19 protein-coding genes are annotated in these 20,382 nt (G+C 45.0%); 8 read left to right on the top strand and 11 right to left on the bottom strand.

Annotation, left to right across the window (positions count from 1 at the left end; translation table 11 throughout):
* Nucleotides 1–502 (bottom strand): LuxR C-terminal-related transcriptional regulator (locus L9Q40_RS03625; protein WP_498792072.1); only part of this gene is annotated, 502 nt, incomplete at its 3' end.
* A 183-nt stretch (nucleotides 503–685) separates the two neighbouring features.
* Nucleotides 686–886: a restriction endonuclease subunit S domain-containing protein gene (locus tag L9Q40_RS03630; protein ID WP_014234902.1), complete on the bottom strand. Its 201-nt coding sequence runs from the start codon at nucleotides 884–886 to the stop codon at nucleotides 686–688.
* A 246-nt stretch (nucleotides 887–1,132) separates the two neighbouring features.
* Here L9Q40_RS03630 and L9Q40_RS03635 point away from each other — a divergent pair, with 246 nt between their 5' ends.
* The 6 genes from L9Q40_RS03635 to L9Q40_RS03660 are packed head-to-tail and all read left to right on the top strand — an operon-like array spanning nucleotide 1,133 to nucleotide 8,045.
* Nucleotides 1,133–2,089, top strand: coding sequence for an AAA family ATPase (locus L9Q40_RS03635; protein WP_014234903.1), 957 nt, complete (start codon nucleotides 1,133–1,135; stop codon nucleotides 2,087–2,089).
* Nucleotides 2,090–2,104: 15 nt separating this feature from the next.
* Nucleotides 2,105–3,031 (top strand): DUF58 domain-containing protein, encoded by a 927-nt coding sequence (locus L9Q40_RS03640; protein WP_498792075.1) that lies wholly within the window; start codon nucleotides 2,105–2,107, stop codon nucleotides 3,029–3,031.
* A 28-nt stretch (nucleotides 3,032–3,059) separates the two neighbouring features.
* On the top strand, nucleotides 3,060–3,536 hold the full coding sequence (locus tag L9Q40_RS03645) for a DUF4381 domain-containing protein (protein WP_498792078.1): 477 nt from the start codon (nucleotides 3,060–3,062) through the stop codon (nucleotides 3,534–3,536).
* Nucleotides 3,529–4,533 (top strand): vWA domain-containing protein, encoded by a 1,005-nt coding sequence (locus L9Q40_RS03650; protein ID WP_498792080.1) that lies wholly within the window; start codon nucleotides 3,529–3,531, stop codon nucleotides 4,531–4,533. The genes L9Q40_RS03645 and L9Q40_RS03650 overlap by 8 nt, the downstream gene beginning before the upstream one ends.
* Nucleotides 4,526–6,403 carry a vWA domain-containing protein gene (locus L9Q40_RS03655; RefSeq protein WP_498792082.1) on the top strand — a complete coding sequence of 626 codons (1,878 nt, stop codon included), beginning with the start codon at nucleotides 4,526–4,528 and terminating at the stop codon, nucleotides 6,401–6,403. Before L9Q40_RS03650 ends, L9Q40_RS03655 begins: the two co-directional genes overlap by 8 nt.
* Before the next feature lie 7 nt (nucleotides 6,404–6,410).
* Nucleotides 6,411–8,045 carry a BatD family protein gene (locus L9Q40_RS03660; protein ID WP_498792084.1) on the top strand — a complete coding sequence of 545 codons (1,635 nt, stop codon included), beginning with the start codon at nucleotides 6,411–6,413 and terminating at the stop codon, nucleotides 8,043–8,045.
* A gap of 75 nt (nucleotides 8,046–8,120) precedes the next feature.
* Here L9Q40_RS03660 and pstB read toward each other — a convergent pair whose 3' ends face one another.
* From pstB to L9Q40_RS03680, 4 genes are all read right to left on the bottom strand, one after another.
* Nucleotides 8,121–8,870 carry a phosphate ABC transporter ATP-binding protein PstB gene (pstB, locus tag L9Q40_RS03665; RefSeq protein ID WP_014234909.1) on the bottom strand — a complete coding sequence of 250 codons (750 nt, stop codon included), beginning with the start codon at nucleotides 8,868–8,870 and terminating at the stop codon, nucleotides 8,121–8,123.
* A gap of 60 nt (nucleotides 8,871–8,930) precedes the next feature.
* Nucleotides 8,931–9,794 carry a phosphate ABC transporter permease PstA gene (gene pstA / locus L9Q40_RS03670; RefSeq protein ID WP_014234910.1) on the bottom strand — a complete coding sequence of 288 codons (864 nt, stop codon included), beginning with the start codon at nucleotides 9,792–9,794 and terminating at the stop codon, nucleotides 8,931–8,933.
* Between the two features lie 22 nt (nucleotides 9,795–9,816).
* The gene (pstC, locus tag L9Q40_RS03675) at nucleotides 9,817–10,749 is read right to left on the bottom strand and encodes a phosphate ABC transporter permease subunit PstC (RefSeq protein ID WP_014234911.1); all 933 of its coding nucleotides are present in this window, start codon (nucleotides 10,747–10,749) and stop codon (nucleotides 9,817–9,819) included.
* Nucleotides 10,750–10,849: 100 nt separating this feature from the next.
* Nucleotides 10,850–11,671 carry a phosphate ABC transporter substrate-binding protein gene (locus tag L9Q40_RS03680; RefSeq protein WP_263839092.1) on the bottom strand — a complete coding sequence of 274 codons (822 nt, stop codon included), beginning with the start codon at nucleotides 11,669–11,671 and terminating at the stop codon, nucleotides 10,850–10,852.
* 348 nt (nucleotides 11,672–12,019) lie between these two features.
* Here L9Q40_RS03680 and L9Q40_RS03685 point away from each other — a divergent pair, with 348 nt between their 5' ends.
* On the top strand, nucleotides 12,020–13,663 hold the full coding sequence (locus L9Q40_RS03685; RefSeq protein WP_498792088.1) for a methyl-accepting chemotaxis protein: 1,644 nt from the start codon (nucleotides 12,020–12,022) through the stop codon (nucleotides 13,661–13,663).
* 88 nt (nucleotides 13,664–13,751) lie between these two features.
* Here L9Q40_RS03685 and L9Q40_RS03690 read toward each other — a convergent pair whose 3' ends face one another.
* Nucleotides 13,752–15,095 carry a DEAD/DEAH box helicase gene (locus L9Q40_RS03690; RefSeq protein WP_014234914.1) on the bottom strand — a complete coding sequence of 448 codons (1,344 nt, stop codon included), beginning with the start codon at nucleotides 15,093–15,095 and terminating at the stop codon, nucleotides 13,752–13,754.
* Between the two features lie 545 nt (nucleotides 15,096–15,640).
* On the opposite strand from L9Q40_RS03690, the gene L9Q40_RS03695 reads away from it, so the two are divergent.
* Nucleotides 15,641–15,889 carry an Lpp/OprI family alanine-zipper lipoprotein gene (locus L9Q40_RS03695; RefSeq protein ID WP_264908456.1) on the top strand — a complete coding sequence of 83 codons (249 nt, stop codon included), beginning with the start codon at nucleotides 15,641–15,643 and terminating at the stop codon, nucleotides 15,887–15,889.
* Between the two features lie 21 nt (nucleotides 15,890–15,910).
* On the opposite strand, the gene L9Q40_RS03700 is transcribed toward L9Q40_RS03695, so the two are convergent.
* Genes L9Q40_RS03700 through L9Q40_RS03715 form a run of 4 tightly spaced genes read right to left on the bottom strand, consistent with a single transcriptional unit; the run spans nucleotide 15,911 to nucleotide 20,024 of the window.
* Nucleotides 15,911–16,837, bottom strand: a complete 927-nt coding sequence (locus L9Q40_RS03700) for a L,D-transpeptidase family protein (RefSeq protein ID WP_498792091.1) — start codon at nucleotides 16,835–16,837, stop codon at nucleotides 15,911–15,913.
* Between the two features lie 6 nt (nucleotides 16,838–16,843).
* Nucleotides 16,844–18,259 (bottom strand): deoxyribodipyrimidine photo-lyase, encoded by a 1,416-nt coding sequence (phrB, locus tag L9Q40_RS03705; RefSeq protein WP_498792093.1) that lies wholly within the window; start codon nucleotides 18,257–18,259, stop codon nucleotides 16,844–16,846.
* A 9-nt stretch (nucleotides 18,260–18,268) separates the two neighbouring features.
* The gene (locus L9Q40_RS03710) at nucleotides 18,269–19,084 is read right to left on the bottom strand and encodes a MerR family transcriptional regulator (RefSeq protein ID WP_498792095.1); all 816 of its coding nucleotides are present in this window, start codon (nucleotides 19,082–19,084) and stop codon (nucleotides 18,269–18,271) included.
* Nucleotides 19,074–20,024 (bottom strand): YbgA family protein, encoded by a 951-nt coding sequence (locus tag L9Q40_RS03715; RefSeq protein ID WP_020333419.1) that lies wholly within the window; start codon nucleotides 20,022–20,024, stop codon nucleotides 19,074–19,076. Before L9Q40_RS03715 ends, L9Q40_RS03710 begins: the two co-directional genes overlap by 11 nt.
* Nucleotides 20,025–20,382: the final 358 nt, after the last annotated feature.

The following is a 20,382-nucleotide window of genomic DNA, read 5'->3' on the forward strand; positions in this document are numbered from 1 at the left end:
GAAAAGTGATTATTTGCATCTCTCTTCTCGTTAAAATGCTTGGGGCATGCTTGTATACTGGCTTGCTGTTCTGACGAAGGTGAGTAATGTACTGCTGGGAAAACTTGCGGCTAAACCACATGTCACCTTGCAAGATCTTATCTATACCGACTTGCAGAGTTTGGACGTCATCTGAAGTATAAAAAATGCCGACTAAACTATTCCAGATGAAGAGATCTTCTGTAGAGATGGCTCTGTCACAGTTAATCAGGATTTCCTGGACACTCTTAAGTTGTGACTCTTTGAAGTCTCGATATAGCGATAACGTTTCTTCTGTCAGAATACTAAAGTCTAAAATAATGGCTGAAATGGGCAGACCTTTAAGAGATCGGCTGGTAAGGTTTTCTGGAATTATCAAAATAACGCTTATACCGAGTTCCGTTTCCAACACATCCTTCAACAGCGATGATTGTAGACTTCTCTCAGTAATTAAAATGATATCCCCTTTAGTGTGATACTCCATTCCCTAAACATTCCTCTAGCCGTATAGATTGAACTACACAATAGATTTGGTTAGAGCGTCAACAATGTCAAGTATGAAAATGACTAATACGAGCCACCTAACATATTGATATAGAATGGTTTTAGTTGCAAATTGACGGGTGAGCATGAAAAAGGGAGTAAACACTCCCTTTTCCTGAAGAATTTAGTGAATTGGCACGGCATTCTTTTGGTTAAACTTGCCGAAATACTGCTCTAGAATCTCAGGAGTCAGTTTGCCTTCCGCTTCTAGCTTTTTAAGCTCAGCTGCAATCGCTTTCTGCTCTTCTAGCGAAGGTAGCTTCACTTCTTCTTCCTGAGAGACCTCTTGAGACATTTGCTCTAGCTCTTGTTCGAAATCATTCATAGTACTTACCTAAATATATTCATTGAACTATTAACTGTCTTTATTCTATCTAAGTCTACGGCTTCACGCTACCAAGCATCTCATTACCGCCATTCCTCTGCACGGCTAACCCAGCTTAAAGCTTGTAATACTTGTCAATGACCCAATATTGAAAAGATAAGTTTCAAGGTCTTACTGGGAACTTTTTCTACAAAGTAAATGACCAATACTGATAATCAACTCAAATGGATATCGAGAGTCCACAACATGCATAAATCTAACTTCGAAACGCTTCAACGATACCTCGAGTCTCAAATCATTGGCCAACAGGACTTGGTTAAACAGCTGTTGATTGCCCTGCTCGCTGACGGGCACATTTTGGTTGAAGGGCCTCCAGGACTCGCAAAAACCCGAGCAGTCAAATCATTGTCCGACTGCGTAGAAGGTGATTTCCACCGTATTCAGTTCACCCCAGATTTGTTGCCTGCCGATTTAACCGGCACGGATATCTTCCGACCAGAAACTGGAGAATTTACGTTTCAGTCTGGTCCTATCTTCAACTCACTCATTCTGGCCGACGAGATTAACCGTGCGCCCGCAAAAGTTCAGGCCGCCATGCTTGAAGCCATGGCCGAGAAACAAGTAACCGCCGGGCGCCACACCTATGCTTTGCCTGAACTATTCTTAGTCATGGCAACGCAGAACCCGATCGAACAAGAAGGGACTTACCCACTTCCGGAAGCCCAGTTAGACCGATTCTTATTGCATCTGGAAGTGAATTATCCGGATGCCGAACACGAACTGGCAATATTGCGTATCAACCGTGGGGAAGCAAAAGGCGAAGCCGCAATCGAACGTCCAAGTATCAGCCAACAAGATATCTTCACCGCGCGTAAAGAGGTGCTCGATATTCATATGGCAGAAACCATCGAGCAATACATCGTGCGTCTGGTGATGGCGACACGTCAAGCCAGCGAGTATGACAGCGAACTGGATAAGTGGTTAGCAATGGGTGTCAGCCCTCGAGCGACGATTGCGTTAGACCGATGTGCTCGTGCTCATGCTTGGTTAAAAGGACGAGACTTTGTTTCTCCCGAAGACGTACAAACGATGGCATACCCAGTGCTGCGTCACCGTTTGCTACTGAGCTACCACGCACAAGCTGAAGGCATAAGTGCCAATCAGGTCATTGATAAGCTACTTAACCTTGTTGGCAGCGCATAAAGTTGGGTGAGTAATATGTCAGCAAAAGAGCCATTGCCACCCCATGCGAATGGAGTGACATTAACCTTAGAAGAACTGCTGCATCATCGGACCCAATCGATCCGATGGTTACCACCAGCGCAAAGTATTTGGTCACAGATGAGCGGTAGCCATACCAGTCGGCAGAAAGGTCGTGGTATGGACTTTATGGAAGTACGCCAATATCAGGCCGGAGATGACATTCGCAGTATTGATTGGCGCGTCACCGCACGCACGGGCAAAGCGCACACTAAATTGTTCGCCGAAGACAAAGAGCAAGCGGTGATTTTATACATCGACTTGAGCTCAAGTCTTTACTTTGGCTCAAAGTATGTACTGAAGTCCGTTCAACTGGCCCATTTTGCCAGTGTATTAATCTGGCTAACGCTGGCCAAGAAAGACCGCATTGGGGCTGTCATTGATGACGGGCATCAATGCCTGGAGTTTCGTCCGTCTTCCCTACAAAAACAGGGATTGCGGATCCTTCATGCCATTCTAAACATACATAATGAACAGCTGTCGCTCTTAGAAGAAAATGGACGCCGTTCGATGCCTTATTCACAAGTATTCGAAACACTCCACACGCTCACACCTAAAGGCAGTGAGCTAATTTTGCTGAGTGATTTCTCACAAACGGGTGAAAAAGAACTGACTCAATTGCGTCGTCTGAAACAACACAACTCTGTTCGAGCCATTCAGTTTTTTGACCCATTAGAAAAGGGAGAGACGGACTTCCGAGGACAAGTAAAAGCGTCTGATGGTCGTCGTAGTCAGTGGTTCAACTTTGGTTCCAAAGGAGAGAGAAGTGAGCTCGAATCGCACTTTACCGCTCATCAGGAATCCATCAAACAACTATGCCATTCGATGGCGATTCCATTTAACAGCCTCTCTAGTGGCTCTCCATTAATCCAGCAACTAAGCTAGCAGCCTTCTTCTAATAGCAGTAATAACAATGACAACAAATAACCAAAGCTTAAACCTAGAACCTTTAATTTTACCTAATGCTCCGGATTGGTTGCCACTCGCTTGGGGGTGGTGGGCACTGATGACAGGTATTGTGTTAACGATTTTAGGCGTATATCTCTATTTCAAATGGCGTACTAAACGTCTTCTCGCTAAACGAACAGCACTGAAGCTTCTGACAAACTCAGTCACGCCTCATACCCCATCTTCTGCTTTAGAGATTTTACGTCAGGCAGCGTTGAGTTACTTTCCTCGCGAAGATATTGCACCGCTCACTGGCGCGGCTTGGTATGAATTTCTTGATAACCATACCGAAGAGAGTCGATTCTTAGATAAACAACAACAATGGCAGGCCGCCTTATATCAGAAATCCCCTCAGGGAGAGCACCAGGATTTAATTGAAGACTGTGTTTTCTGGGTCAGCTACGCTTTGCCACCGAAGAAAAAGGCCAACATTCGTGACTGAGCAAACCTTAGCAACCGGCCTTAGCCAATGGTTGAATATTGAATTTGTCTGGTGGTGGGCACTGATTTTACTGCCCCTACCTTTGCTTGTTTACAAGCTGTTACCACGAGAAAGCCAGCAAGCAGAGATTAAACTGGCTTATTTACCAGACAATACACACAGCAACAAGCCGAAACAAAAGCTGCAAAAGACCTTGTCCATTGCTATATGGACGTTACTAATCATTGCCTGTGCACGACCAGTTTGGTTTGGCGATCCAATAGAGTTTCAACCGAAATATCGAGACTTAATGTTGGTCGTTGACCTTTCAGGTTCAATGCAAAAAGAAGACATGAATTTGGACGGTGAGTTTACCGACCGGCTTACCGCTGTAAAAAAAGTCTTATCTGATTTCGTCGCGAAGCGTAAAGGCGATCGCTTAGGTGTTGTATTGTTTGGCGATCATGCCTATTTACAAACATCCCTTACCGCAGATCGACAAGCAGTCATACAACAAATCAACCAAACCGTTATTGGATTAGTTGGGCAAAGCACCGCAATGGGTGACGGTATTGGTTTAGGGACCAAAACATTTGTCGATAGTAACGCACCTCAGCGAGTTATGGTTTTGCTCAGTGACGGCGGAAATACCGCAGGCGTATTGGACCCTATTGAGGCGGCGGAAATCGCCAAGAAATACAACGCGACGATTTATACCGTGGGCGTGGGTGCGGGTGAAATGATGGTCAAAGAGTTTTTTATGACGCGAAAAGTCGATACCGCAGCCGATCTCGATGAAAAGACCCTGACCCAAATTGCCGAAGTCACGGGTGGTCAATACTTCCGCGCAAGAGATGCCGAGCAGCTTGAGAGCATCTACGAAACGATTAATCAATTAGAACCTGTCTCCAGCGACACACAAACGTGGCGTCCTCAATCCGAATGGTTCCGCTACCCACTGAGCGCAGCATTGGGACTATCTGTGTTGCTATTCTTCCTAAGGAGAAAACATGGCTGAGTTTATTTTCCTCCACCCACTTTGGCTGACTGGACTGATCGCGATCCCCATCGCGCTCACGCTAAATAAAAAATTGACGGACAAAAGAACAACGCTTATTGCTCCTCATTTAGCGAAAGTGTTGGGAAACGCTGTGCAATCAAAGCACACCTTTACCGTTTGGGGAGTCACCTGGGCCTTAGCTTGTATTGCACTGGCAGGCCCAAGTTGGCAATCGAATGAACGCCCAAGCTTTAAATTGAGTCAAAACCGCATTTTGGTTCTCGATATGTCGCGATCCATGTATGCAACGGATGTCAAACCAGACCGATTAGCGCAAACTCGCTATAAAGCTCTAGACTTACTGCCTAACTGGAAAGAAGGTGCAACTGGGCTTGTCGCCTACGCTGGCGATGCGTACAGCTTGAGCCCGCTCACAACCGACTCAAACACGTTAGCTGGCATTATCGAGAATTTATCCCCTGACTTGATGCCTTTTCAAGGGGCTAACCTACCATCTGCAATTCAGTTGGCGTTAAATCAGTTTTCGCAAGCAGGAACCAATCAAGGTGACATTATTGTATTAGCCGACGATCTTGACGATGCTGAACTAACCAACTCACTTAACCTGCTAAAAGGTAAAAAATTCCGTGTATCGGTCCTTGCAATAGGCACAGCAAATGGTGCACCAATTGCGCTGCCAAATGGCTCCCTGCTCAAGAATAGCCAAGGGACAACGGTAGTCGCGAAAACAAATTTAAAAAACCTGCAGACGCTCGCCAATCAAACTGGCGGACTATTTATTCCGATTCAATATAACAACCGGGATGTCGAAACTATTGCTGATTTTACCAATCAAATGGGCAATAGCTTTGCCGCGAAACAAAACGAAGAAGTGCAAACTGGATCGAGAATGAATAATGGTTTTTGGTTATTACCGTTGCTGTTACTTCCTGCTGCTTTGCTTTTCCGTCGCGGCGTCATTTGGCTATTTATCGCCGGACTTACGCCATTGACCTGGACTGCTAAGGTTGAAGCAAACCCCTTCTTAAATGAAAACCAGCAAGGTGCCGAGCTCTATCAAAAAGGCGAATTTGAAAAAGCCAAAAGCGTGTTTACCGATCCAAATTGGAAAGGTGCAGCGAGTTACCAAAGCGGAGATTATGAAATGGCAATCAAAGCGTTTTCTGACAATCCATCATTTGAAGGGCGTTATAACCTCGCGAATGCTCTTGCGCAAAATGGTCAGCTCGAAGAAGCTACGGACCTATACAAAGAATTGATCAAAGAAAAACCCGATTTCGACTCAGCGAAGAAAAACCTCTCGGTAGTAGAGGAGAAATTGAAGCAACAGCAGCAGCAGCAACAGCAGCAACAGCAGCAACAGCAGCAACAGCAGCAACAGCAGCAACAGCAGCAACAGCAGCAACAGCAGCAACAGCAGCAACAGCAGCAACAGCAGCAACAGCAGCAACAGCAGCAACAGCAGCAACAGCAGCAACAGCAGCAACAGCAGCAACAGCAGCAACAGCAGCAACAGCAGCAACAGCAGCAACAGCAGCAACAGCAGCAACAGCAGCAACAGTCTCAAAATGATCAGGATCAGGAGCAAGGACAACAGTCACAAAATCGTCAAGACACTGAAAATAAAAAGGGAAACCAACAAAAAGAGTCAAAAAGCAACCATCAAAAAGACGACAATACGTCTGAGCAAGACGGTCAGCCGATGAAGGTTCAGGCTCAACCAGACCAATCACAGCAGGATGATCCTGAATTCCGCCGTCTGGAGGCAGTAGAAAGCGCGCGCGATCCAAGCTTTCTGATTCGTGCACAAATGCAGCTGCAAGCGCAGCAAAAACAACGTCCGCAACAATCGCAAAAGGAGTGGTAAGCCTGTGATGAAAAAAGGCGTAATGCTGGTTTTTATTTTTTTGACCAGCCTGTTATCGAGTATTTCAGCAATGGCTCAAAGTCTCGAAGCGAGTGTCAACAAAACTCAAGCCGTGAAAAACGAAGTCATCAACCTGAGAATCATGGCTGACACGGAGTTGAGTTCCGATGCGATCGATTTCAGTGTATTAGATAAAGACTTTTTCTTAGGGCAACCTCGCTACGGCCGCTCCAGCAATAATATTAACGGTCGTAAATATTTACGTACCGAGTGGAGCATCTCTATCGCTCCGATGAAAGAAGGAGTGTTAACCATTCCTAGCTTTACCGTGGACGGAATGAGTACTGAGCCAATTAAATTGCGAGTAACCGCGAGTCAAACGGAACCTGATCTCGACGATCTGTTCAGCTTCTCAATGAGCGTCGACAACCATACTTTATACCCGCAGCAATCGGCGAACTTACGTATGCGGCTCATTATCAAAGCGGATACTCGTCGCTTGGACAACCCTAAGATCATTCCACCTAGCATTGACGGGATGAAACTCGAACCCGTTGGAGAAATGCAACAAGGTCAGCAAGTCATGGATGGGCTTGAAGTGACGGTTGTAGAGCAATCTTTTCGTTTGACCGCGGATACTGCCGGCACTTACACGTTAAATGGTCCACAGCTGACAGGTTCGTACATTTACGGTGATAGCCTGACGGGTTCGACCAAGGTCATGCCAATCAAAACCAACATTGAACAAATGCCGATTACGGTCAAAGCCATTCCTGCGGAGTTTCAGGGGAAATGGTTGCCAGCCTCAGCGTTAGAGATGACGCAAAGTTGGCAAGACGACCAGGGTAACAAGTTATCGCCAAATGAACTGAATAAAGTAAAGCAAGGCTCTTCCATCACTCGCACTATTCAAATCAAGGCGCGTGGAACCCAAGCAGAGTTCTTACCTCGAATTGATATGGATTACCCAACGTCACTGCGTGTGTATCCAGAACAACCGCAGTTTGCAACGACGCGAGATGGCACTCTGGTCATGACGGTGAAACAAGTGATCATACCAACGGAAGTAGGCACTTATTCCCTGCCCGGTTATACACTAAACTGGTGGAACAGCATTCAGGACGAAGCCAAAAAGGCGACGATAGAGGCCATTGAACTGGATGTAGAGCAAAGTGATATGGGCTTGATCACCTTGCCAGAAACGACTCTGCCAGCAACGACAGCGACTCCTCCTACGCAAGGTGGCGTCAGTGAACTGTGGCGAGTGCTCACTTTTGTCTTCGCAGGACTGTGGGTAATAACATCTATCATCACGGTTGTGGTTTGGAAAAAGCGTCCTCACGAAAGTAAAAATCAAGAGATAAATTCGCAAGCTCCTCTGAACGTTGACAGGCTTAAGGCAGTTATCAAGCAAGGCGATGCCGCCAAAATTGAAAGAGCCATTAACGAATATTTAGATGCAAACCGTGAATCGTTGAATTCAGAAGTCGTGGAAGCAGTGAAGCACGATCTAGAAGTGATGAATCAAGCCCGCTTCAGTGCCGAGCAGCAACCTTGGAATTCAGATTCTTTACTCGCCAATATTAATAAGCTGTCAAAGGCGAAAAAAACTCAACCTAGCCCTGAGCTTGAAAAGCTATAAAAAAAGCCCCTCATATAGAGGGGCAAAGTTACCATCGCTTATAGTTATGTATTTATGCCAAATAAATATTGTTGATTAACCGAAGTCACCGTTTACGTAACCTTGAGTTCGGTCATCTTGTGGGCTACTGAAGATCACTTGCGTATCGTTGTGCTCAACCAGTTCTCCCATCAGGAAGAACGCAGTGCGGTCAGAAATACGACGCGCCTGTTGCATTGAGTGAGTCACGATAACTATGGTGTAGTTCTTCTTCAGCTCTTCCATCAATTCTTCGATTTTGTGCGTTGCAATTGGGTCAAGTGCTGAAGTTGGCTCGTCCATAAGGATCACATCAGGTTCCATAGCGATTGTGCGTGCGATACACAAACGCTGCTGCTGACCACCAGAAAGACCAAAAGCGTGCGACTTAAGACGATCTTTCACTTCATCCCAAAGTGCTGCGCCACGTAGTGAACGCTCAACCACTTCATCAATGTACTTTTTGTCTTTGACACCTTGAGCACGTAAGCCATAAGCCACGTTCTCGTAAATGCTCATTGGGAATGGGTTTGGCTTCTGGAATACCATACCGACTTTAATACGAAGATCCGCGACATCAATATTGCCGTAGATGTCTTCACCATCCATCGCCAGCTTACCAGTAATGGTTACGCCTTCAATCAGGTCGTTCATACGGTTCAAACAACGCAGAAGTGTTGACTTACCACAACCTGACGGGCCGATTAGTGCCGTTACCTGACGAACTGGAATAGGCAGGTTGATTGATTTCAGTGCTTGGTTTTCACCGTAAAAAAGGTCTAGGTTTTCAATATCAAACTTGTTCATGTTCTTAATCTCTTAAATCTTAAATTCGTGTCTTTTAACGTGCGTTCTTAATTTGTTTTGTTAGTAAGTTGCAGTGTTAAAACGTCTTGCAATCAGTTTAGTCACCATGTTGATCAAAAGAACAACCACAATAAGCACCGTTGCCGTACCGTAAGCCTGATTCCATTCCTCAACGGTAAACAGTTCGGTAGTGAGTTTGTAAAGGTGAACGGTTAGCGTACGACCTGAATCGAGTAAAGAATCAGGAATACGAGCCACCATACCTGCTGTCAGGAATACTGGAGCAGACTCACCAATGACACGACCAATACTAAGAATGACCGAGGTTAAGATACCTGGCATTGCGCTCGGAAGAATCAAACGCCAGATAGTGTAAATTTTAGAAGCGCCAAGGCCGTACGAGCCTTCACGATACGTTTGTGGCACTGCCATTAGTGCTTCTTCCGTGGTACGGATGATAACTGGAAGAATCAGAATACTTAGTGTCAGTGCACCCGATAGAATCGAGAAACCAAGACCAAGAATTGCCACGAAGAAAGTCATACCAAACAGACCGAAGATGATCGACGGGATACCTGCCAGGGATTCAGTACAGAATCGAATTACTTTCACTAAACGGCTACCGACTTTTGCGTATTCAGTCAGATAGATTGCCGTCATGATACCGAGTGGCGCTGCCACAGCGATAGATGCAATAACCATGTAGATGGTTGACACAATCATCGGGAAGATACCGTGTTCATCACCTGTACGAGTGTAGTTATCAGTAATGAATTTCCAATCTACGTGTTGCAGACCGTTTGATAGGATGTACCAGATAATCCAGAACAAAAATCCTACCGTTAATCCAGCCGAGATCCAAACGAAAGCGTTAAAGACGTTATCTTTGAACTGGCGAGCTTGTTTTAGTTTTGCGCGATCCATAATTGTCACCTTTAACGAGCGATTACTTCGCTTTTTCTCGGTTTAGGTAAAGAAGTACAGCGTTCAACGACATGATGAAGACCAGCAGTACCACACCAGTAGCGTAAAGTGCGTTCGCGTGAACACCACTTGCGTAAGACATCTCAATAGCAATGTTCGCGGTTAGCGTACGTGCAGAGTCCAGAATGCCTTCTGGCATTGCCGGTGCGTTACCCATCACCATGATGATTGCCATCGTCTCACCCAAAGCACGACCGATACCAAGAATCACACCGGTCATAATCCCTGAACGAGCCGCAGGAACGAGCAATTTGAAAATCGTGTAGATTTTAGATGCGCCTAGAGCCAGTGAGCCCTCTTTGTAAGCACGAGGTACAGCACGTATAGACGTTTCAGATACGGTAATTACCGTTGGTAGAATCATCACACCAAGAACGATGATACCCGCAAGAATCGTGTTACCTGCTGGTACGTTAAAGATGTTTTGGATCAAAGGTACGATGATAACCAAACCAAAGAAACCATATACCACCGAAGGGATACCTGCCAACAGCTCTACAGCCGGACGAATGACGTCCGCCAAACGCTTAGGCGCGATTTCAGCGATAAAGATTGCAGTCAAAACACCAACCGGAACACCAACCATTACTGCGCCAGCTGTTGAAACAACGGAAGCAACAATCATGGTTGCAACACCGTAAAGTGCAGGTGGTAGCCAGTTTTGACCTAGAACAATGCCCGAGACCCCAACTTCTTGAAATGCAGGAATACTCTCTCGAACAATAAAGTAAGCAATTACTGCCAATGATACGATGCCGATAACGGCACTGGTGAGGAACAAGCCGTGGAAGATACGCTCTTTCCAGTCTACACGACGTTTCTCGCGTAGGCCTGGCTTGCTTATAGCTTTAGCGTCAGTATTCATAAGCTTTTCACTATTTGTTGCGATGGTCATTTAAAAATCTCACGGTTCTGGTTGTTAGCCAATGAACGCTATGGATGAAAAGGCTCAGCCCTAAACAGTGGGCTGAGCAAACTTAAGTGTCACGATAAGATTAGTGAACTGAGATGTAACCGTTTTGGTCAACTAGCTTTTGAGCATCTTCAGTTAGCATCCAATCTAGGAATTTTTGCGTTTCAGCAGATGGTTTGCCTTCTTTGTAAAGCACAAGGAAAGGACGAGCTACTTTGTAAGAACCGTTTTTAACGTTAGCAACTGTTGCATCTACACTGTCGATTGCTAGTGCGTGAACTGTGTTGTCTACAGTACCTAGTGAGATGTAGCCGATTGCGTATGGGTTAGAAGCAACCATAGTTTTTAGTGCGCCGTTACCGTTAGCAACTTGAGCACGTTGAGAGATAGCAGAAACTTTCTTACCAGAAACTTTCATTTTTAGAGACATGATGTCTTCGAATGCGCCACGAGTACCAGAAGCTGTATCACGAGTGATTGCAACGATTGGCTTGTCTTCGCCACCAACTTCTTTCCAGTTTGATACTTCGCCTTTGTAGATTGCAGTTACTTGCTCAGCAGTCAGACCTTTCAGGTTGTTTTGTGGGTTAACAACAACCGCGATACCGTCACGAGCAACAACTTCTTCGATAAGAGTTGGTTCTTTTTCTGAGTCTTTTAGGTTACGAGAAGACATACCTAGGTCAGCCGAACCATTTTTTGCTGCTTTAACACCAGCAGAAGAACCAGGGCCCTGAACTTCGATAAATACTTCAGGGTTCGTCTTCATGTATGTTTCAGAGAAAACTTCCATCAGTGGAGTTACGCTGCTAGAACCCACTGCAGAGATAGTTTCTTTAGCAGAAACAGGAGTCACTGCCATTGCGCCTAGAAGTGCGATTGCACCGATTACTGTCTTTTTCATCACAATTTCCTTAAAGTGGCTTTATTGCCGTTGTGTTTCACTTGAACGGTGCTCACTTTAGAACTCAAATGTGACAGTTGTGTTTCACTTAATTGAAGCCTCTATGACAGATTATCCATTTTGTAGGGGAAATGAACGATTAATCTGGCGCTTACATGCACCTCTGATTCATCTTTACCAATTACCTACATTTTAATTACCAATTGAATAATTATTTCTAACTTAAACTTTTCTTATAACATTAAAGCATAGATAAAAAGCTCCAACCTATTGATTTTAAAAGGATAGCAATTAGAATCCAAATCTAATAATAAAAAACATAATAATTCATTCAGATTGAGGGTAATTATGCGTCAATTTTTAAGCACGCTATCTATTAAGTTACAGGTATTTTTACCTGTTTTATTTACTGTTGTTTTACTTGTTATAGGACTTACGGTCGGGATAAGTAAGCTAGATCAAGCACTTAATAAGGTTTCGACGTCCACACACTCTCTTATCGTTCATAAAGATGACCTGAGCGCCATTGTCGATAACACCTATGCAATGCGCATTAAAGCCATTTACAGCCTATTTCGTGCAGAAGATGTTCAATCCCTTAATCAAGAGTTGTCGCAGCGACAAGCTGAGAGCCGTGAATTCTTAGATTCCATTAATGATCTGCCGGGAGTGCAGTCAGAAGTGAACGCCATGCGCGAAGCCATGAACCATTATGTGGATTTCACACGCCTCACTATGACGCCATTACTTACCCAAAAGCACGCGAGCCAATACACCACTTCAGAGTTCAACCAGAATTTCGAAGCAGCCATGGTAAATTATCGCATCGCGGGTGAAGAGATGATCAACGCCATCGACAACCTTTCAGAAAAGCTCAATCAGACCGTAATCAGCGACGTCCAAGCCAACGGAAAAGTGCACTCTGATACATTGACCCAAAGTACCATTACCATCGCATTGATACTGTTAGTCGCATCTCTGATTAGCTGGATCTTAGCCAACTATATTGTGACACCAATTCGTAACTTGCAAAGCACGATGCGTGAAGTAGCAAAAGGCAACCTGCTCGTCAACGCTGAGGAAATTGGCAACAACGAAGTATCCCAGCTTGCTCAAGATGTGAATCAGACTATCGAACAGCTGCGTAACACAGTCAGATCACTAGTGCGTATCAGCGAAGATGTCGCTTCCGCATCTACCGAGCTAGCCACGGTCATGACACAAAGCAGTGTCAATTCCGATCATGAAAAGCAGGAAGTCGAACAAGTGGCCTCAGCGATTAACCAATTGGAATCGGCTGCGACTGAAGTATCTAACAATGCCCAGTCGGCTGACACCGCGTCAACAGAAGCTCGACAGCTTGCCACAGAAAGCTTAAACATGTTCGAAGAGAGCACGCGTGCAAGCGCAAAAATGGCTGAACAACTCAATGCTGCAGCAGTAGTTGTCACTTCGTTAAAAGAACAGTCAGAGCAAATTGGACGCGTTATAGAGGTAATAGAAGGCATTTCTGAGCAAACGAATTTACTGGCACTAAATGCCGCGATAGAAGCCGCTCGTGCAGGGGCAAGTGGACGTGGCTTTGCAGTCGTGGCGGATGAAGTGCGAATGCTCGCGGCCAGAACTCAAGAATCCACCAAAGAAATCCAGGTCATCATTGAGGAACTTCAGCTACAATCCGGAACAGCAAACGAAAGCATGCACTCTAGCCTGGCTATGTTAAAAGACAACCAAGCTATCGCTGAAGAAGTCAGCCTTTCATTAAATAACATCAGTCAGTCTATCTCTGAATTAAACACCATTAACACGCACGTAGCGACAGCCTCAGAAGAGCAGAAGCAGGTCACAACAGACATCAACAATAACCTGTCAAACATCTATCAACTGGTCAGCGAGAACGTCACAGGCATTACTCAGTCAGCGGCAGCGGCGCAAGAGCTGTCTGGCTTAGCAGAAAAGCAGCAACAGGAACTGAAACAATTCCAGATTTAGTTGCTGGTTTTTCTGACTTAGAAATATCAAAAAGCTCCGCGATTTGCGGAGCTTTTTCTTGCTTAAAACAGCATTAAGAATCTAGAAATTAATCTTCTGCTTTAGGTTCTGCTGGCTTCTTTTTAGGGATGAAAACATCATCACCAACAGACACAGTTTTGTAGAAAGTCTTGTCGCGCTTAACTGGCTTCTTCGCAACTTTCTTAGCTTGAGGACGTGCTTTTTTCGTCGCGCCTTTCTTATTACGCATATCAGGCTTGCGTGGCTTCAGCCCTTTGAACTTGCCTTTTAAGTCTTCGAAAACGGAGAACGACAAATCTTGCTGCAGGTATGCTTCAACACGTTTAAAGCTATCCCAGTCTTTTGGACCAACAAGCGAAATCGCATCGCCTTTATTACCTGCACGGCCAGTACGGCCAACACGGTGAACGTATTCTTCCGTGTGCTTAGGCATATCAAAGTTAATAACGTGCGTCACTGTCGCGATGTCCAAACCACGAGAGGCTACGTCAGTGGTGACAAGAATCTTAAACACCGCGCGCTCAAACTGGCTCATAATGGTATTACGTTGCGTCTGGTTTAAGTTACCACTCAGTGCTACTGCCTTGAGTTTTTTCTCGTTCAGCTTCGCAGTAAGGCGCTCAGTATCATCTCGTGTTGCGGTAAAGATGATGACCTGACGGTATTCGGCTTCTGCAAGGACACGTTCAAGAATCGCTTCTTTGTGATCTAGGTGATCACACAAGTAGAATTTCTGCGTGATATCTTTGTGCTCTTCGTTAGAAACACCGATAGAAATACGTTTTGGTGCATTCAGCATCTCCGAGGCAATGCTGTTTACTTCCGCGTGATCGAGCGTTGCAGAGAACATCAAAGTCTGACGACGACGGTGTTTAGCGGCATTATGAATACGGCGAAGCTCTGGTGCGAAGCCCAGATCCAACATACGGTCCGCTTCATCCAGAATCAGGGTTTCTAAACCTTCAAGGTATAAAGAACGGTGCTCTAAGTGGTCAGCTAAGCGCCCTGGTGTTGCAACGATGAATTTAGGGTAACGACGCAGCGCTTTCACCTGATCGTTAAAGTTTTCGCCACCAAGAATTAAAGCTGCTTCGTAAGACAAGCCAGCAAGCATCGAGCGAAGCTCACCATATACTTGTTTAGCCAATTCACGCGTTGGCGCCAGAATGACAGCTCGAGGGTCTTTCGCAGAAAATGATTTTGTCTTAAGTGACTTGTGAAGCATCGGCAATACAAACGCCAAAGTCTTGCCCGAACCCGTTTTCGAAGATGCCAATAGATCCTTGCCTGCAATCGCAACAGGAATTGCTTGCTGTTGGATCTCAGTCGCTTTTTTGAAATCGTAGTGTTTTAGGTTCTTCAACAATCGGTTGTCTAGGCCTAGATCTTTAAATTGCAAAGTATTCTCCAATAAATCAGTCAATATGAGCGCTGTGTAATGTCATTCCGCTCTAACGTAGCAAAAAATAAAAGCCCGCTATAATACCGCAAATCATAGGAGTATAGATAGAGATCACACAAACTAATTATTGAAGATAAGATAAAGGTACTTTTTAGGCTCAATTAAGTTAAAGCTGCACAGCAGCGAACTATGCCCTAAACTTAAGTGCATCAATACATGGCTGTGATATTGATAACGCAGATTTTTTCGGACTGATCCATGCATATTGCGTTTATTTGCAGATAGAAGCTTTCATTTGCGTCAATATCGTCTAAATTATTGATATCAGGAAGGTGGCAAAAATACCTGCTAAATGGACTGTTGTGGGAGCCAATGAAAGGTTGACTATTGCTTTTTGTTAGGCTCAGGTAAAAGTTAACGTCAGGTACTCCATGAAATTCTTGGATTTTTTTGACTTTTGCTACATCATGTACTGATACAATGTTTCCACTTTTAACCTCGCCTCTAATAAAAACTATGGAGCGAGACTTTAACTATAAGCAAGGAGTTCTTATATGAACAAAACGTTGATCGCAGCTGCAGCAACTTCAGTACTTTTACTAGCAGGTTGTGCTTCTTCTGATGATGCAGCAACAGCTACTAAACTAGACGAGTTAAGCAACCAGGTTAGTATGCTAAACCAAGATGTACAATCTCTTAAATCTGACGTTCGCATGTCTAAAGACGCTGCAATGTCTGCTCAAGAAGAAGCAGCACGTGCAAATGAGCGTATCGACAACATCGCTCAATCTTACACTAAGTAAGTGATCGTGTTATGCCGCGCCTCACGGCGCGGTTATTTCTACCGGTACTCCATTCTGCGCGGCAATCACAGCTTTTGCCTTCACATCTTTTATACCAAATTCACTCAACCACCAGCCCAGCTCTTTGGGTAATTCCAGTTCATCTTTCTTACCGTTACTTCGAGTTAATGGTTCGTGTGCTTCAATGAAAACGCTTCTGTCTGGCTCTAATGCCACTTTAACCGGTTGGTTAATCACCCTGACTTTTTCGCCTCGGCGTACTTGTTCAAACAGCCATTCAATGTCACTCGGTTCCATACGGATACAGCCCGCACTGACGCGCATACCAATACCAAAATCTTTGTTGGTACCATGAATCAGGTATTCGCCATTCCCGTAGGCCAAACGCAGCGCGAACATACCTAATGGATTATCAGGACCAGCAGGAACAACCGCCGGTAAGTCGATGCCTTTTGCTTTGTATTCAGCACGAATAGAAGCTGGCGGTGTCCATGTCGGATTAGGACGCTTTTGACTGACACTGGTTGACATCACCGGAGTGTCACGCCCTATACGTCCAATCCCAACCGGGAATACGTGCACGACGTTTTCGTCAGACGGGAAGTAGTACAAACGTAGCTCGGCCAGATTGATAACGATACCTTGATGAGGAACATCCGGCAGAATGAGTTGGGTAGGAACAGTAAGAACATGCCCTTCTTGAGGAAGGAAAGGGTCTACGCCTTTGTTAGCAGCCATTAAACCCAGCATACCGACGTCATATAACTTAGCAATATTGGCCATGGTTTCCCCGTTTTGCACAACGTGGTTTTCAATACGACCAATAAGACGACTGCTGTCTGAAGGTAACTCGTACATCTTAGCGAATGACAATCCACTCACTAATGACAATGAGACTGATAACAGGGTTCGTTTCGCGATACTCATCGACCGCTTCTTGCTAAGCATTTCACTCTATTCCTTGGCACTTTTAAAGAGCCGTAAGGTTATCTCTCTTTCTGCTTTATGATCAACCATCGGAGTGTGATAATCCAGTAAAGAAAAGCCTTCCCAAGTCCATGGTTTATGGAGGAACTTGTTCGGTACGCTCTTTATTTCTGGCACCCAATGACGCAAAAAGCATCCATCAGCATCGAACTTTTCTCCCTGACTAACAGGATTAAAAATTCGGAAATAAGGCTGACCATCACAACCGGTCGACGCAGACCATTGCCACCCTCCATTATTAGCGGCAAAATCACCATCGACAAGCTGACTCATAAAGTACTTTTCACCCCAGCGCCAATCAATGTGAAGATCTTTCGTCAGGAAGCTCGCGACTATCATGCGTAAGCGATTGTGCATCCAGCCAGTTTGGTTCAACTGACGCATTGCGGCGTCTACAATTGGGTAACCTGTAGTGCCGGTCTTCCAGCGCTCAAACGCCTTCTCGTCGTAAGACCACTGAATCTTGTCTTCCCAATCAATAAACCCTTTGCCTTTGACAAGCTTTGGTTCAAACACCAACAAGTGTTGGTAGAACTCACGCCAAATAATTTCACTTAACCATGTTGCTTTGCCTTCCGATAAATCCGATTGCTCATTCTCAGCGAACAATCTGGCAATACATTGTCTTGGTGATAAAGCGCCAATGGCCAAATAAGGAGAGAGTTGACTGGTGCCATCAATGGCCGGGAAGTCACGCTGCTCGCGGTATTCATCACTTCGCTCACGCGCAAACGTTCTTAACTGATTCAGTATGTCACTCGTTGAAGCAAACCAATGCTCGCTAGATTCACGTGGGTAACTGAACGTAAAATCATCATCAAAACACTCACCCTCTATCGCTTTCAATACTTGCGGTGAAAGCGGTGATTGGGGATAGGGTTTTGCAACTCTTGGTAATTGAAACTTCTGCAACCAGGCTCGTTTGAAGGGACTAAACACCTTAAAGTAGTCGCCCTGCTTGTTCAAAACCGTTGTTGGTGCATGAACGCACTTATCATGGAACAACTCAAAGCGCACACCTGACTGGTTTAATGCATCAGAGACTTCTCGATCAAGCTCCTGCTCGTTCACTTCATAATGGATATTTGCCATGACGCTCGTGGCATTTAGGGCTTTCACCCAACGGCCGATCACGGCGCTGCAACCGGAGAAATTGTCGACTTCTGCATACAAAAACGGAATGTTCAGCTCTGCTAGCTCTTGGTTCAGGTGCTCTAAGCGACGAGCAATTAAATCCGCCTGCATCGGAGCCATATCGTGCGATTGCCACTGCTGAGGCGTCGCAATAAAACAGGCGACGACAGGCTGCCCAGAGTCCAGGGCTGCTTGCAAAGCCGTGTGGTCTAACGTTCTTAAATCACGTCGAAACCATACCAGAATCATGATGTCTCCTTAGCTATTCTCTGCCTGTTCAAAATGAAGATTCTCTATGACTTCTGAACATTGAATCTGGTTGGGAAATTGCTTTCGCATCGCTTTTAACACCTCAACCTGTTTGGCTGGTAGTGCTTTATTAGAAAACAGAAATATACGTTGATAACGATCGACAACCTGATGTTCTGCCAAGCCTGAAATGTCATTAACGTTAGCAATTAAGGTTGTGTGATAACCTTGCTCACAACGTATTGCGGCTTGAATCCAGTTCTCTGCTTCTCGGGTTTGTTCAAAGCAAACCAGCAAACACTTTCCTTTTGAAGATGCCTTGTTTTCAGAGTCAACGATAAGGGCCAACCGTTTGATCAGGCATGTCTGGAACAACCCCATCTGTATTGAGCGCAGCGATACTTTCACGAGATCTAACGCTTCAAATACCGGCTCAATAAACTGCTCAACGACTAAATTGAGAGGATATTCCTTCATTACCGATGACAGTACACTCTCCGTCTTGGCATGATTCAGATCAGATAAAGCAGAAAGCAGCGTTTCCACTTCTTCTAAAGTCGCAGGCTCAGCGCTCATGTCTAACTCATCGGCTTTGCCCAGCAGGCCTTTCACCTTGCCAATTGCGATGCCTTTCGCCAGCCAACTTTGTATCTCTTTAATCGTGTCAATATCCTGCTGGCGATACAAACGATGTCCTTTATCTGTCCGCTGCGGCTGAATCAAATTGTATCGCCTTTGCCAAGCTCGCAAAGTGACGGGCTTTATTCCGGTTATCTCTGCAACATCTCTAATTGCGTACAGTTTTCCTTCTGAACTACAAACCATAACGTAATCTCATCTCCTGCGGGTGCGGCTCTAAAAATTTCTGTTTCTGTAAATACTCGTCTGGGTAAGTATTTAGATAGTGTTTAATCAGTGTTAGCGGTGCGAGCAAAGGCAATAGGCCCGTGCGATAATCGTGAATCACCGTCGCTAACTCTTCTTTTTCGTCTTTAGTTAAGGCACGTTTAAAGTAACCCTGAAGGTGCATCAATACATTGGTGTTATTTTTTCGACTGGCACGGTTCGAAAGTGCCTTCATTAGCCCCAAACGATACTCTGCATAAAAATCTTCAATCTCGTAGTTGGCAACTTCTGCCACTAAACGGCCCAACGCTCGGTATGATTCTGGATGGTGGGCCATTAGCGTTAACTTATAACGAGAGTGGAAATCAATAATTTTGCCACGGGTCGGCTCACCGGCCATGGATTGATAAAAGTCATTCAGGCAGTAAACGCGAGTGATGAAATTCTCTTTAAGCACAGGATCATTTAAGCGGCCATCTTCTTCAACTGGCAACCATGGCATCTTTTGCATTAGCGTTTGCGTGTACAGCCCCACCCCTTCTTTAGAAGCATTATTCTTGCTGTAAACTTTAACCCGTTCCATGCCACAAGTAGGCGACTTGGCACACACAATGTAGCCACATAGCTGCTGCTCCTGTAACTCATCTACTTTATTAGCCGAGTACGCCAGCATGTTGTCCGTGTGGTCATTCTCAGGATTTTTTGTTTCAACCAACGCGACTCGTTCTGCATCAGAAATCAGACGAATAGTAGGTCGAGGTACAGGCATGCCAACGCCAACCTCTGGACAAACAGAAACGAAATCGAAGTAATTGCTGAGCTCTTTGGTCACAAAGTTACTGACCTTGTGGCCAGAATCAAAACGAACACGCTCACCAAGTACACAAGAACTGATACCAACTTTGATTGAAGATTCCATAATAACGCCATCCCTATACAAAAGGTTTTGTTGTATAACTTATAGCAAGTTAGCTTTCATTGTACAAGAAAATAAATTGTACAATTTAATCGTTTTACTTAGCTAATTTGAATTTCGATCACCGAGAATCAAAAAAGAATTTCCGCTAAAACCAACGATTTTGTGTGCGCCGTCAACAAACCTGCGTCGAGCAAATCGATTGCCTTTTTGCTTTCAACAGATTTAGTTATAATGATTGGTACTAGCTTCCATAAGGGCGCTTTTTGTGACCAACCTCTCAAGGGTAAGGTGTACTCCCCGATATTATTGCCTCAACGAAAACGAACGAATTCAACAGAATTGGTAACAGGCATCTATA

The organism is Allocatenococcus thiocycli (assembly GCF_921292965.1).
Lineage (GTDB): Bacteria > Pseudomonadota > Gammaproteobacteria > Enterobacterales > Vibrionaceae > Vibrio > Vibrio natriegens.

Bases quoted from the DNA above. Each gene is read 5' to 3' on its own strand.
- phrB (WP_498792093.1), bottom strand. From the start codon at position 18,259: ATGATTCTGGTATGGTTTCGACGTGATTTAAGAACGTTAGACCACACG.
- L9Q40_RS03695 (WP_264908456.1), top strand. From the start codon at position 15,641: ATGAACAAAACGTTGATCGCAGCTGCAGCAACTTCAGTACTTTTACTA.
- pstB (WP_014234909.1), bottom strand. From the start codon at position 8,870: ATGAACAAGTTTGATATTGAAAACCTAGACCTTTTTTACGGTGAAAAC.
- L9Q40_RS03660 (WP_498792084.1), top strand. From the start codon at position 6,411: ATGAAAAAAGGCGTAATGCTGGTTTTTATTTTTTTGACCAGCCTGTTA.
- L9Q40_RS03700 (WP_498792091.1), bottom strand. From the start codon at position 16,837: ATGCTTAGCAAGAAGCGGTCGATGAGTATCGCGAAACGAACCCTGTTA.
- L9Q40_RS03680 (WP_263839092.1), bottom strand. From the start codon at position 11,671: ATGAAAAAGACAGTAATCGGTGCAATCGCACTTCTAGGCGCAATGGCA.
- L9Q40_RS03640 (WP_498792075.1), top strand. From the start codon at position 2,105: ATGTCAGCAAAAGAGCCATTGCCACCCCATGCGAATGGAGTGACATTA.
- pstC (WP_014234911.1), bottom strand. From the start codon at position 10,749: ATGACCATCGCAACAAATAGTGAAAAGCTTATGAATACTGACGCTAAA.
- pstA (WP_014234910.1), bottom strand. From the start codon at position 9,794: ATGGATCGCGCAAAACTAAAACAAGCTCGCCAGTTCAAAGATAACGTC.
- L9Q40_RS03635 (WP_014234903.1), top strand. From the start codon at position 1,133: ATGCATAAATCTAACTTCGAAACGCTTCAACGATACCTCGAGTCTCAA.
- L9Q40_RS03715 (WP_020333419.1), bottom strand. From the start codon at position 20,024: ATGGAATCTTCAATCAAAGTTGGTATCAGTTCTTGTGTACTTGGTGAG.
- L9Q40_RS03685 (WP_498792088.1), top strand. From the start codon at position 12,020: ATGCGTCAATTTTTAAGCACGCTATCTATTAAGTTACAGGTATTTTTA.
- L9Q40_RS03645 (WP_498792078.1), top strand. From the start codon at position 3,060: ATGACAACAAATAACCAAAGCTTAAACCTAGAACCTTTAATTTTACCT.
- L9Q40_RS03630 (WP_014234902.1), bottom strand. From the start codon at position 886: ATGAATGATTTCGAACAAGAGCTAGAGCAAATGTCTCAAGAGGTCTCT.
- L9Q40_RS03710 (WP_498792095.1), bottom strand. From the start codon at position 19,084: ATGGTTTGTAGTTCAGAAGGAAAACTGTACGCAATTAGAGATGTTGCA.
- L9Q40_RS03655 (WP_498792082.1), top strand. From the start codon at position 4,526: ATGGCTGAGTTTATTTTCCTCCACCCACTTTGGCTGACTGGACTGATC.